At 72.6% G+C, this 12,741-nt stretch carries 11 protein-coding genes; 1 reads left to right on the top strand and 10 read right to left on the bottom strand.

Annotation, left to right across the window (positions count from 1 at the left end):
* Positions 1–12: 12 nt before the first annotated feature.
* Positions 13–1,086 carry an aminotransferase class V-fold PLP-dependent enzyme gene (locus tag HUN58_RS15850; RefSeq protein ID WP_180225172.1) on the bottom strand — a complete coding sequence of 358 codons (1,074 nt, stop codon included), beginning with the start codon at positions 1,084–1,086 and terminating at the stop codon, positions 13–15.
* A gap of 70 nt (positions 1,087–1,156) precedes the next feature.
* On the opposite strand from HUN58_RS15850, the gene HUN58_RS15845 reads away from it, so the two are divergent.
* A complete protein-coding gene (locus HUN58_RS15845) occupies positions 1,157–2,194 on the top strand; it encodes a LysR family transcriptional regulator (protein ID WP_180225171.1) in 1,038 nt (345 codons plus the stop codon).
* Between the two features lie 118 nt (positions 2,195–2,312).
* On the opposite strand, the gene HUN58_RS15840 is transcribed toward HUN58_RS15845, so the two are convergent.
* From HUN58_RS15840 to HUN58_RS15800, 9 genes are all read right to left on the bottom strand, one after another.
* Positions 2,313–3,110: an isoprenyl transferase gene (locus tag HUN58_RS15840; RefSeq protein WP_058742438.1), complete on the bottom strand. Its 798-nt coding sequence runs from the start codon at positions 3,108–3,110 to the stop codon at positions 2,313–2,315.
* The gene (gene recO, locus HUN58_RS15835; protein WP_141861209.1) at positions 3,107–3,955 is read right to left on the bottom strand and encodes a DNA repair protein RecO; all 849 of its coding nucleotides are present in this window, start codon (positions 3,953–3,955) and stop codon (positions 3,107–3,109) included. Before recO ends, HUN58_RS15840 begins: the two co-directional genes overlap by 4 nt.
* 269 nt (positions 3,956–4,224) lie before the next feature.
* The gene (gene leuA, locus HUN58_RS15830) at positions 4,225–5,994 is read right to left on the bottom strand and encodes a 2-isopropylmalate synthase (protein WP_180225170.1); all 1,770 of its coding nucleotides are present in this window, start codon (positions 5,992–5,994) and stop codon (positions 4,225–4,227) included.
* Positions 5,995–6,239: 245 nt separating this feature from the next.
* The gene (locus HUN58_RS15825; protein WP_180225169.1) at positions 6,240–7,640 is read right to left on the bottom strand and encodes an ABC transporter permease; all 1,401 of its coding nucleotides are present in this window, start codon (positions 7,638–7,640) and stop codon (positions 6,240–6,242) included.
* On the bottom strand, positions 7,637–8,389 hold the full coding sequence (locus HUN58_RS15820; protein WP_058742442.1) for an ABC transporter ATP-binding protein: 753 nt from the start codon (positions 8,387–8,389) through the stop codon (positions 7,637–7,639). Before HUN58_RS15820 ends, HUN58_RS15825 begins: the two co-directional genes overlap by 4 nt.
* Positions 8,390–8,501: 112 nt before the next feature.
* Complete coding sequence (locus tag HUN58_RS15815; RefSeq protein WP_058742443.1) at positions 8,502–9,191, bottom strand: response regulator transcription factor; 690 nt, start codon at positions 9,189–9,191, stop codon at positions 8,502–8,504.
* Positions 9,188–10,426 carry a sensor histidine kinase gene (locus tag HUN58_RS15810; protein ID WP_180225168.1) on the bottom strand — a complete coding sequence of 413 codons (1,239 nt, stop codon included), beginning with the start codon at positions 10,424–10,426 and terminating at the stop codon, positions 9,188–9,190. Before HUN58_RS15810 ends, HUN58_RS15815 begins: the two co-directional genes overlap by 4 nt.
* 56 nt (positions 10,427–10,482) lie before the next feature.
* On the bottom strand, positions 10,483–11,421 hold the full coding sequence (gene era, locus HUN58_RS15805; protein WP_058742445.1) for a GTPase Era: 939 nt from the start codon (positions 11,419–11,421) through the stop codon (positions 10,483–10,485).
* A complete protein-coding gene (locus HUN58_RS15800; RefSeq protein ID WP_141861197.1) occupies positions 11,418–12,740 on the bottom strand; it encodes a hemolysin family protein in 1,323 nt (440 codons plus the stop codon). Before HUN58_RS15800 ends, era begins: the two co-directional genes overlap by 4 nt.
* Between the last annotated feature and the right edge of the window lies 1 nt (position 12,741).

Genomic DNA, 12,741 nt, shown 5'->3' with positions numbered 1-12,741 from the left:
GGGGCGGACGGGCTACCGCACGCTGTGGACGAGCGGCCGCTCCACCGGTCGGAAGCTGCCGAGTCCCCCGAGCACCGCGACGACGCGGTCGACGTCCTCGGTGTCGTTCCACAGGTGGAAGGCGAGCCGCAGCCGCCCGGCCCGGCCGCTCGCGGTGACCCCGGCGTCCGCCAGTGCGCGGAGCGCCGTGCCGTCAGGGTCCGGGAACGTCGTGATCGCCTGCCCGGGTCGGGGCCTCCCGAGCGCGTCGGCGAGCCGGTCCGCGAGACCGGTGGCGTGCCTCCAGGCCGAGGCCGCGTCGACGGACGCGAGGTGCCGCAGGGCGGCGACCGCCCCGGGCCAGGCCTGCCAGGCCGGGGAGACGTCGAAGCGACGGGCGTCGTCGGCGAGCCGCATGTCGGGTCCGTAGCACGAGGACCACACGTCGGCGCCCGCGTACCAGCCCGCCTGCACGGGCCGGAGCTCCGCGAGCGCGCGGTCCGAGAACGTCGCGAACGCGACCCCGCGCGGCGCGCAGAGCCACTTGTAGGCGTGCGTCACGGTGACGTCGAAGGGTGCCGCGTCGACGGGGAGCACCCCGGCCGCCTGCGTGAGGTCGCACAGCGTCAGGGCGCCGACCGCCCGGGCCGCGGCGAGCACGGGCGCCGGGTCGGTCACCACGCCGGAGGCGGACTGCACGGCGGACCACGCGACGAGTCGGGTGCCCGGGCGTACGGCGTCGGCGAGGTCCGCGAGCGGGACGCTCCGCACCCGGACCCCGCGGTGGGCCTGGGCGAGGAACGGGAAGACGACGGAGCTGAAGTCCCCGTCGGGGACGACGACCTCGGCGCCGTCGGGCAGCGAGGCGGCCACGACGGCGACCATCGCCGACGTCTGCGAGCCGGTGGCGACCCGCGCCCGGTCGACGCCGACGATCCCCGCGAACAGTTCGCGGCCCTGTTCGACGAGTGCGCCGTAGCCGGTCGGGGTCGTCGCCGCCCGGGACCACGCGTCGAGGTCCGCGCGCTGGGCGGCGAGCGTGCCGAGGGTCGGCAGCCCGGCAGTGCAGGCGGCGAGGTACCCGGAGCCGTCGACGAAGGAGTCCATGCGTCCAGCGTCGACGGCAGGCCGCCATCACACCAGGGCAGCTTCCTTCGGCACCCCATAACATCGTGTTGTGGACGACCTCGACCCCCAGCTGCTCCGTGTGCTCCGTGCCGTCCGGGACGCCGGGTCGATCAGCCGCGCCGCGAACGTCCTCGGGTACAGCCAGCCGGCCGTCAGCCAGCTCCTGGCGCGGGCCGAGCGTCGGCTGGGCCACGAGCTCGTGCTGCGCGGCGGGACCGGCGGGAGCGCCGGGCCCGGTGGCAGCGCCGGCACCGGTGGCAGCGCCGGCACCGGCGTCGGCCGCGGCGGAGTCGGCGGTCGTGGTGGGCGCGGCGCCACGCTCACCGAGGCCGGCGCGGTGCTCGCCGACCACGCGCAGGCGGTCGAGTCCGCGCTGGCCGCCGCACGCGAGGACCTGGACGCCGTCGGCGGACTCGCCCGCGGACGGGTGCGGTTCGCCGGGTTCCCGAGTGCCTCGTCCACCCTGGTGCCCGCCGTGCTCGCCACCCTGGCGGCGGACCACCCCGGGGTCGTGACCTCGTACGTGGAGGCCGAACCGCCCGAGGCCGTCGAGCTCGTCCGCCGCGGCGAGGTCGACGTCGCCCTGGTCTTCTCGCACGCCTTCGTCGGGCCCGCCGACGACACCACCACGGACCCGACGCTCCGCACCCGGGCGCTCGGACGCGACCCGCTCGCACTCGTGACGCCGAGTCCGGACGGCGGCCACGCTGCACTGCCGGTCGACTGGTCCGGCGGAAGCGTCGCGGACCTCGCCGACCACCGCGAGGCGCGCTGGATCGGCGGCTGCCCGCGCTGCCGGGGACACCTGCTCGCCTCGTGCGCCGCCTCCGGGTTCACCCCGGAGATCGTGCTCGAGACCGACAACGCTGCGGCGGTCGTCGGGCTCGTCGCGGCCGGGCTCGGGGTGGCGCTCCTGCCCCGGCTCGCGCTCGTGTCGACCGTCATCCCGGCCGGCATTGCCGTCACCCCGGCCGAGGACGACCTGGCCAGGCGGGTCGAGGTCGTCGTCGCGCGCGGGGCGGACCGGGTGCCGAGCGTGCGCGCCGCGCTCGACGCGGTGTGCGGGGCGGCGCACCTGCTCGACTGACGGGGCCGGCCCGTGCCTGGCTGTGGCCGGTGCAGGTCGGTCCGCGTCGGTCCGTGTTCGTGCTTGTCGGTCCGTGTCGGACGGGAGGATCGTGGCGGAGCCCGCCACGCGCCTCCGGTCAGGCGGTGGGTGCGTCGACGGCGCCGCCGTACCGGCGGTCCCGGCTCGCGTACTCCTCGATCGCGCCCCAGAGGTCCGTCCGCCGGAAGTCCGGCCAGAGCCGGTCGAGGAACACCATCTCGGCGTAGGCAGACTGCCAGAGCATGAAGTTCGAGGTGCGCTGCTCCCCCGAGCTCCGGAGGAAGAGGTCGACGTCCGGCAGCTCCGGCACGTAGAGGCGCTTCGCCAGGGCCTTCTCGGTGACCTGGCTCGGCTTCATCCGCCCGGCGGCGACGTCCTCGGCCATGCCGCGGACCGCGTCGACGATCTCGTTCCGGCCGCCGTAGTTCACGCACATCGTCAGCGTGAGACGCGCGTTGTCGGCCGTCATGCGCTCGGCGGTCTGCAGCTCGTCGACCACGCTCCGCCAGAGCCGCGGGCGCCGTCCGGCCCACCGCACGCGGACGCCCCAGGCGTGGAGCTGGTCCCGTCGGCGGTGGATGACCTCGCGGTTGAAGCCCATCAGGAAGCGGACCTCGTCCGGGGAGCGCTTCCAGTTCTCGGTCGAGAACGCGTACGCCGAGACGTGCTTGACGCCGATCTGGATCGCGCCGGCGACGACGTCGAGGAGCGAGGCCTCGCCCGCCTTGTGCCCCTCGACCCGCGTCAGTCCGCGCTGGTTCGCCCACCGGCCGTTGCCGTCCATCACGATCGCGACGTGCTCGGGCACGAACTGCGCGGGGATCGCGGGCGGCTGCTCCCCCGTCCAGTCGACGGGCTTCATCGGCTCGGACGCTGCTGACCGGCGTGGGCTCATGCAGGGGCTCCTTCGGGATCGGACGGCACGGTGTCGGTCGGCACGGGGACCGTGGGTGCCGGTGTCGCGGAGACCGCGGCGGGGACCCCACCCGGCGTCGGTGCGACCGGTGCCGGGTGCTCGCTGCGGTCGACGTGCGGCAGGGACCGGAGCGATCGTTCCAGGTGCCACTGGGCGTACGCCGCCACCACGCCGGAGGCCCGGGAGCGCGTCCGTTCGTCCGCGACGTCCACGGTCGCCCAGTCGCCCGCGAGGAGGGCTCCGAGCAGGCCGAGCGTGTCGATGTCCAGGCGCGGGGTGCCGGGCGGCGCCGCCCGGTCGGCCACGACGCCGCCGAGTTGCACGACGAAGGCGGTGTGCGGCCCGGGCTCCCCGGTCACCGCGCAGTCGCCGAACGAGGGCGCCCAACCCGCGATGCTCATCGCCCGGAGCAGGTAGGAGTCGAGCGTCGCGCTCGTGACGTGCTCGCGACGGGACAGCGAGCGCAGGGCCCCGACGAGCAGCAGGTACTGCTGCAGCCCGGCGTCCGCCTCGCTCAGGCGGTCGGCGGTCTCGACCATCGCACTCGCGGCCGTGTACGCGCCGTAGTCCGCGACGATCTGGGCACCGTACGACCCGAGGCTCTCGGCCTGCGTGACGATGTCGAGCGTGCGGCCCTCGTAGAACTGCGCGTCGACGACCATGAACGGCTCGAGCCGAGACCCGAACTTCGACGCGGTGCGCCGGACGCCCTTCGCGACGGCCCGGATCTTGCCGTGCTGCCGGGAGAGCATCGTGACGATGCGGTCGGCTTCACCGAGCTTGTGGGTGCGCAACACGACGCACTCGTCCCGGTACAGCGGCATCGCACCAGTATCCCCCGCCCCGCCGACAGCGGGGTGCGCGGGGGGGGGGGCGACCGTTCCGCGCGTCGGAGACCGATCCGCGCGTCGGAGACCGCGAGTTCCGTCCTCCCATGCGCGATCCGTCCTCCCATCTCGGGCGCGATGGGACGGAACGCACCACGCGACGGCGGGCGCGACGGGTAGGGACGGGACGGCACCACGGACGGGAGGCGCGGTGCGGGTCGGACCCGCACCGCGCCTCCCGTCAGGTGGTCGCGCTGAGCGCGCGGTCAGGCGGAGACCAGCTCCGGCGCGCCGGACGCGGCCCCGGCGCGGATTGCGCGGTTCACCGCCGAGACGATCGCCTTGAGCGAGGCCGTCGCGATGTCCGCGTCGATGCCGACGCCCCACAGGCGGACGCCGTCGACGTCGAGCTCGACGTACGAGGCGGCCTGCGCGTCACCCGAGGCGCTCATCGTGTGCTCCGAGTAGTCGTACAGCGTGACGGCGACGCCCTGGTCGCGCATCACCGACAGGAACGCGTCGATCGGCCCGGTCCCGACCGCCTGCGCCTCGACCGACCCCTCGTCGACGCGCATCGCGACCGAGAGCTTCGTCGTGCCGTCGAAGTCGCTCGACGTCGCCGTCTTCGTGATCTCGTAGCGACCCCACTTGTCCTCGTCCGTGGTCGCGGGCAGGTACTCGTCGCGGAACAGGTCCCAGATGCGCTCAGACGAGAACTCGCCGCCCTCGGAGTCGGTGCGCTGCTGCACGACACCGGAGAACTCGATCTGCAGCTTGCGGGGCAGGTCGATCGCGTGGTCGGTCTTGAGCAGGTACGCGACACCGCCCTTGCCGGACTGCGAGTTGACGCGGATGACCGCCTCGTACGAGCGGCCGATGTCCTTCGGGTCGACCGGCAGGTACGGCACCGCCCAGGCGATCTCGTCGACGGTCGTGCCGGCCGCCTCGGCCTTCGCCTGCATGGCGTCGAAGCCCTTCTTGATGGCGTCCTGGTGCGACCCGCTGAAGGCGGTGTACACGAGGTCGCCCGCCCAGGGCTGACGCTCGGGCACCGGCAGCTGGTTGCAGTACTCGACCGTCCGCTTCACCTGGTCGATGTCGCTGAAGTCGATCTCGGGGTCGATGCCCTGGGTGAACAGGTTCATGCCGAGGGCGACGAGGTCCACGTTGCCGGTGCGCTCCCCGTTGCCGAACAGGCAGCCCTCGATGCGGTCGGCGCCGGCCATGTAGCCGAGCTCCGCAGCGGCGACGGCCGTCCCGCGGTCGTTGTGCGGGTGCAGCGAGAGGATGACGTCCTCACGGTGGTCGAGGTTCCGCGACATCCACTCGATCGAGTCGGCGTAGACGTTCGGCGTCGCCATCTCGACCGTGGCGGGCAGGTTGATGATGACCTTGCGATCAGGGGTCGGCTCGAAGACCTCGAGCACGGCGTTGCAGATCCGGACCGCCACCTCGAGCTCGGTGCCCGTGTAGGACTCCGGTGAGTACTCGTAGAACACCGTCGTGTCGTGCTGCAGCGCCGCCTCGGCCGCCTTGCACATCCGCGCGCCCTCCACCGCGATGTCCACGACACCCTGCACGTCCGTCCGGAAGACGACCTCGCGCTGCACGATCGACGTCGAGTTGTACAGGTGCACGATCGCCTGCTTCGCACCGTCGATCGCTTCGTACGTGCGGTTGATCAGGTGCTCGCGGGCCTGCGTGAGGACCTGGATCGTGACGTCGTCGGGGATGGCTCCGTCGTCGATGAGCGACCGGACGAAGTCGAAGTCGGTCTGCGAGGCGCTCGGGAACCCGACCTCGATCTCCTTGTAGCCCATCCGGACGAGCAGGTCGAACATCGCCCGCTTGCGCTCGGAGTCCATCGGGTCGATCAGGGCCTGGTTGCCGTCCCGGAGGTCGACCGCGCACCACCGCGGCGCACGGTCGATGCGCTTCGTCGGCCAGGTGCGGTCGGGCAGCTCGACCGCGATCTGCTCGTGGAAGGGGACGTACTTGTGGATGGGCATCCCGGAGGGGCGCTGCGTGTTCTGCATCGGTTCGTCGCTTTCGTCGTCAGGTGTGTGTCAGGCCACGACGGACTCCGCGACGAGGTGGGCCGTTGTGTCAGGCCTCGTCGCGGCAGCGAAGGAGGAGGAGTGCCGGGTACATCACCGCCACCGTAGCACTGGTACACCAGCGCGGTGCAAGTGCGTGACGCTGCCGGCGCCCGGGCCTGGGTGCTGCAGTCCTGGCCCGGGCGCTGCTGTCCGGGCACTGCTGCCCGGGCCAGGTGCCGTGCTCAGTCGACGGCGAGCGCCTCGGTCGGCGGGACCCGCATCGCCCGTCGGACCGGAGCGACGGTCGCGACCACCGCCAGGACGAGTGCCCCGACGACGACCACGGCGACGGTACCGAGCGGCAGCACGGGCGGCACGACGGTGCCGATCGAGCCGAGGAGCGTCTGCCCGCCGACCCAGCCGTAGCAGGTGCCGAGCACGAGTCCGGTCACGACCGCCGCGACGACCATCTGCACGGCCTCGGTGACGATCATCCGCCGGACCTGCGCCCCGGTGAGCCCGAGCACACGGAGCAGACCGAGCTCACGGCGACGCTGGAGCACGCCGAGGGCGAGGGCGTTCACGACCCCGACCGCGGCGATCACGGCGGAGAACCCGACGATCACGCTGACGACAGCGTTGAGCTGCACGAAGAAGTCGCGCTGCGCCTGCAGGACCTGGGGCGTCATCGTGCCGTCGTCCATCGCGGCGAGCTGCTGCTCGAGCACGTGCTGCATGATCCCGAGCGCGACCGCGAACGTCACGAGGAGCGTCACGCCGATGACGAGTCCGATCGTGGCACGCGAGGCCCGCCCGGGCGCCCGCATCGCGTTCCGACCGGCGAGGAGCACCACGGGGTCGCGGGAGCCGATCCGTCCGATCAGCTGCAGGACCGGCGGCATCACGATGGTCGCTCCGACGGCGACGCCCGCGAAGGACACGAAGCCGCCGAGGGCAGCAGGCAGGACCGCGAACGGCGAGCTCACGCTGACGCCCAGCCCGAGCAGCATCAGCAGCGCGCCCGCGGCCATGAGCAGGATCGCCCACACCTTCCGCGCAGTGCCGGACCGGACGTCCTCGTGCGCGGGTTCGACACTCGACGACAGCGCCTGGAGCGGGGTCACCGTCAGGACGCGCCGCGACCCGGCGGCGAAGGCGCCCCAGGTCGCGAGGACGACGGCGACGAGCGGCAGGACGAGCTCCCACGGGACGAGGGTGTACGCCGTGTCCGGCAGGAAGCCGTTCCCGCGCAGCACCGCGACGAACACGACCGACAGCCCGGTCCCCACGACGACACCGATCGCACCGCCGAGCGCGCCGACGAGCAGCCCGGTCCGGGTGATGCGGGCGCGGAGCGTGGCGCCCGTGGCACCGACGAGCCGCTGCAGCGCGATGATGCGCGTCTGGCCGGCGATGAGGGTGGCGCAGGTGTTGGCCGTGACGATCGCCCCGACGTACAGGGCGATGCCGAGGAAGAGCCAGCCGATCACCGCGAGGATCGCCTTGACCGGACCGAGGTCGCTCAACCCCGCCGCGGCCATCGCCTGGGTCACGACGCCCGGTGCGATCACGAGCGCCGAGCCGAAGGTGGTGCCGAGCGCCGCGACGAGCACGGTGGGCGCGAAGGCGCGGAGGCCGCTCATGCTGCCGCCTCCATCCCGAGCATCGTGGCGGAGATGTCCGACGCGGTCATCGCCGGACGGTCGTCCACGATGCGGCCGTCGGCGAGGAACAGGATGCGGTCGGCGTTCGCCGCCGCGACGGGGTCGTGCGTGACCATGACGACGCTCTGCCCCCACTCCTGCACGGCGCCACGGAGGATCCCGAGCACGTCGCGCCCGGTCCGCGAGTCGAGGGCTCCGGTCGGCTCGTCGGCGACGACGACGGCCGGACGCGAGGCCAGCGCCCGCGCGATCGCGACGCGCTGCTGCTGTCCGCCGGAGAGCTGGTGGGGACGGTGGCCCAGGCGGTTCCCGAGGCCGAGCATCTCGACCAGCCGGTCGATCCACGCCGACTCGTCCCGCGTGGGCTTCTGCCCACCGAGCAGGAACGGCAGGCGGATGTTCTCGGCGACGTCCAGGGTGGGCACGAGGTTGAACGACTGGAACACGAAGCCGAGACGGCGCCGACGCAGCTCGGTGAGCTCGCGGTCCGCCAGCCCGGTGATCTCGACCCCGTCGATGCTGATCCGCCCCGACGACACCGCGTCGAGTCCGGCGGCGACGTGCATCAGTGTCGACTTGCCTGAGCCGGACGGACCCATCACGGCGGTGAACTCCCCCGCACCGATGTCGACGCTGACGTCGTCGAGGGCGGTGACCCGGCGCGCGGCGTCGCCGTAGTGCTTGGAGACGTGGTCGAGTCGGATGATCGGCGTCTGGTTGGTGGTCATGGCACCACCCTCCCGGTCGGGAGGCACGCCCCGCGTCGGTCCGTCGTCTCCTGTGGATCGTCCGCTCGGCTCGGTTCCCTGTGGAGGGGTCATCCTGTCGGATGACGGTCGGTCACTCCGCCTTCGGCACGAGCCCGTGCTCGTGCGCGAACACCACGAGCCGCACGCGGTCCCGGAGGTCGAGCTTCGTCAGCACCCGCGAGATGTGCGTCTTCACGGTCGCCTCGCTGACGTACTCGTGCTGGGCGATCTCGCTGTTGCTGAACCCACGGGCCGCGAGGTCGAAGATCTCGCGCTCGCGCGGGGTCAGCTCGGCGAACGACGGCGGGACCGGCGCGGACTGTCCGGCGGTGTCGTCGTACCGGCGCAGGAGCTCGCGGGTGGCCGACGCGGCGAACACCGCGGTGCCGGCGTGCACCGTGCGGACGGCGGCGAGCAGGAACTCGGGGTCGGCGTCCTTCAGGACGAAGCCGCTGGCCCCCGCGCGGATCGCCTTCGCCGCGGCCTCGTCGAAGTCGAACGTGGTCAGGACGAGGACCTTCGCGGCGTCCGGACCACCCTGCTCGACGATGCGAGACGTCGCGGTGATGCCGTCCATCACGGGCATCCGGACGTCCATGAGCACGACGTCCGCCCGGGTCCGGCGGACGAGCTCGACACCCGCTGCTCCGTCGCCCGCCTCGCCGACGAAGAGGAGGTCCGGCTGCGAGTCGACGAGCATCCGGATGCCCGTGCGGAAGAGCGCCTGGTCGTCGACGAGCGCGACACGGATCTGGGGGGCGGTGGCCGCGGTGGTGGTCATCGGGTGGTGCGCTCCTGCTGGGTCGAGGTGATCCGGTCGCGGGGCATCTGCCCGCTGGCCGGGACGGCGGGCATCCGGACGGCCACCGTGAAGTCGTCGCCGCGGGGTCCCGCGGTCATCGTGCCGCCGGTCATCGTCGCCCGTTCGCGCATCCCGACGAGCCCGTGCCCGGTGCCCGGGCCGCGGGTGCCGTCGTCGGCGCGCCGGTTCACCACGGTGATCTCGACGGTGTCCGGACGGTACGTCAGCGACGCGTGCACGGGGGCTCCGGGCTGGCCGTGCTTCCACGCGTTCGTCAGGCTCTCCTGGACGATGCGGTAGACCGCGAGCTGCGTGGTGGTGGGGAGCCGTCCGGGGTCGCCCTCGCGGTCGACGCGGACGTCCAGCCCGACGTCGCGCATCTCGCCGACGAGCTTCTCGATGTCGTCGACCTCCGGCGTCGGGGCGGTCCCCTGCTCGTGCCGGAGTGCCCCGAGGAGCTCACGGACGTCGCCGAGGGCTCCGCGCGCCGTGCTCGAGATGGTGCCGAGGGCCTGGTCCGCGATCGCGGGGTCGGCCTTGAGCGCGTACCGCGCCCCGTCCGCCTGGGCGATCACCACCGCGAGCGAGTGCGCCACGATGTCGTGCATGTCCCGGGCGATCCGGACCCGCTCCTGCTCGACGGCGACGGCGCGGTCGGCCCGGGCTGCGTCCCGCTCGGCGACGAGCTGCGCTTCGCGGCTCATGCTGGCGGACCGGCGCGTCCGGACCACGAGGCCGGCGAGCCACGGCAGCAGGAGGAGCAGGAGTGTGACGGCGAAGAACGAGATCGTCACCTGCAGGGACTCCTGCAGCGGCGTCGTCGCAGTGGCCTCGCCGACCCGCACCCCGTAGTCCGTGACCCCCTCGTAGAGCGCGGCCGTGACCGACCCGCCGATCGCGGACGCCAGCCCGAGGCCGCGGACCCGTGGACTGCCGTACGCGCTCGTCGTGTACATGATCGGCGCGATGAACAGGTTCGCGATGCTCGGCGTCTGGCCCGTGACCATCTGGAACGCCGCGAAGACCCATGCGATACCGAGGGCGAGCCCCGGGGAGAGTCGGCGGAACGCCAGCGCGGCGGTCAGTCCGACCACCGTCAGCCAGCTGACCGGGCCGTCCACCCCGCGCGCCGACACCACGAGCACGAGCAGCCCGAGCACCGACGCCGTGACGACGTCGGTGACGATCTGCGAGCGCAGCATGGGACGGAACACCACCCCACGGTACGTCCGGCCGGCCACGAGCGCGTCCGTCCGGCGGATGACGCGGGTCAGAACCCCAGGCGCCCGAGCTGCTTCGGGTCGCGCTGCCACTCCTTCGCGACCTTCACCCGGATGTTCAGGTACACGTGCCGGCCGCCCAGCAGGGACTCGATCTCGGCCCGGGCACGCGACCCGACGTCCTTGAGCCGCTCGCCGCCCCGGCCGATCACGATCGCCTTCTGGCTGTCCCGCTCGACGAACAGGTTCGCGAAGATGCGCAGCGGCCCGTCCGGGTCGTCCTCGTCGTCGGGTTCGACGACGTCCTCGACCACGACGGCCAGCGAGTGCGGTAGCTCGTCGCGGACGCCCTCGAGCGCGGCTTCCCGGATGAGCTCGGCGATGCGGTCCTCGTCGGTCTCCTCGGTGACGGTCGCGTCGTCGTAGAGCTGCGGCGACTCGGGCAGCAGCGAGGTGATCTCCCCGAGGAGCGCCTCGAGCTGCAGGCCCTTCGTGCCCGAGGTCGGGACGATGGCGTCCCAGTCGCGCAGCTTCGAGACCGCCAGGAGCTGCTCCCCCACGGTGTCCTTCGCGGTGCGGTCGATCTTCGTCACGATCGCGATCTTCTTCGCGCGCGGGTACTGGTCGAGCGACTCGTTGATCCAGCGGTCGCCGGGGCCGATCGGTTCGTTCGCCGGCACGCAGAACCCGATCACGTCGACGTCGCCGAGCGTGGACTGCACGAGGTCGTTCAGCCGCTCGCCGAGGAGCGTCCGTGGCCGGTGCACGCCGGGGGTGTCGACGATGATGACCTGGCCGTCGGGTCGGTGCACGATGCCGCGGATCGCGCGCCGCGTGGTCTGCGGCTTCGACGACGTGATCGCCACCTTCTCGCCGACGAGCGCGTTGGTGAGCGTCGACTTGCCGACGTTCGGGCGACCGACGAACGACACGAAGCCGGCGCGGTAGGGGCGCTCGGGGGTGGTCGGTCCGGTCTCGGTGTCGGTCATGCGTTCGTGGTTCCCGTCGTGGTCGGTGTCGTGTCGTCGAGGGCGTCCTCGGCGTCCTGCAGCGCGGCGGTCCGCTCCGCGAGGACGGTGACCAGGTGGCGGCGCTTGCCCTCCACCCGGTCGGCGGTGAGCAGCAGACCGGACACGCTGACCTGCTCGCCGCTGGCCGGCAGTCGGCCGAGTTCCTTGGTGAGGAGTCCGCCGGCGGTGTCGACGTCGTCGTCCTCGAGCTCGATGCCGAACAGGTCGCCGAGCTCGTCGATCGGCAGCCGGGCCGCGATGCGCCAGACGCCGGGCTCGACCTCGGTGCGGTCGACGACGGTGCGGTCGTACTCGTCGGAGATGTCCCCGACGAGCTCCTCGATGAGGTCCTCCATCGTGACGAGCCCGGCGACCCCGCCGTACTCGTCGACGACCAGGACCAGGTGGTTCTTCGCGAGCTGCATGTGCCGGAGGGTGTCGTCGGCGTGCTTCGACTCCGGCACGAACTCGGCCGGACGCAGCAGCGTCGTCACGGGTTCCTGCCCAGCGCCCTGCCGCTCGTACAGCGCGCGGGACACGTCGCGCAGGTACAGGACCCCGAGGACGTCGTCGCTGTCCTTGCCGGTCACGGGCATGCGCGACACCCCGGCGACGAGGAACTGCTCCATCCCGGCCGCGAGGGTGTCGTCCCCGTCGACGGTCAGCATGTCGGTGCGCGGCACCATGACCTCGCGCACGAGGGTGTCGCTGAACTCGAACACCGAGTGGATGAGCTCCCGGTCGTCCTGCTCGAGCACGTTGCTCTCGGTCGCCTCGTCGACGAGCGACAGCAGCTGCTCCTCGCTCGACACCGTCGACGCGCTGCGACCGCGTCCGGGCGTGACCCGGTCACCGATCGCCACGAGCAGCCCGGCGAGCGGACCGAGCACGATCCGGACCCCGCGGACGAGCCCGCCGGTCGCGGCGATGAAGCGCTCCGCGTGCGCCCGCCCGACGCTGCGCGGACTGGACCCGACGAGCACGAACGAAACAGCGGTCATGATCGCCGCGGACACGATGAGCGCCACCCACCAGGTGTCGAACACCGTGACGAGTGCGATGGTCACGAGCACCGCGGCGGCGGTCTCGGCCAGGACGCGGACGAAGTTCAGCGCGTTGACGTGCGCGCCGACGTCGTCCGCGATCGCCTCGATCGCCCGACGGCGGCTGCTGTCCTTCGCGATCTCGTCGAGGTCGGCGCGGGACAGCACCGTGAGCGCTGCGTCGGACGCGGCCAGCAGACCACCGACGACGACGAGCACGAACGCCACCGCGAGCAGGACGGCGACGAGCACCATC

This window comes from Curtobacterium sp. Csp1, assembly GCF_013347185.1.
Note: the sequence above shows the minus strand (reverse complement) of the source record. Positions and strands in the feature narration are given on the sequence as shown.